The 232-nt window shown below is 55.6% G+C and carries 1 pseudogene; it reads right to left on the reverse strand.

The features are described 5' to 3' along the window. Nucleotides 1–232, reverse strand: a pseudogene (locus KVT28_RS27170) (undecaprenyl-phosphate 4-deoxy-4-formamido-L-arabinose transferase); the annotation flags it as partial.

A 232-nucleotide genomic window follows, 5' to 3' on the forward strand; every position in this document is an offset into this window, starting at 1 on the left:
CAGCACAATCAGAATCAGCGTGAAGGCAAATCCGGCCAGCGCGATCAAGCTGCCGACCATGCTCAGCAAGCGCAGCGGCGTGGTGGTCAGGCTAGTGACCAGATCATACATCAGGTTAATCAGCCGCATAAAGCTGTACTTTGAATCGACAAATTCGCGCTCGGCGTGCGCCACCAGCAGCTCAATGGTGCGGCGCGCAAAGGTGTTGGCGAGAATGAGAATAAACGTGCTG

The organism is Pantoea sp. GbtcB22, from assembly GCF_019091025.1.
Lineage (GTDB): Bacteria > Pseudomonadota > Gammaproteobacteria > Enterobacterales > Enterobacteriaceae > Pantoea > Pantoea leporis.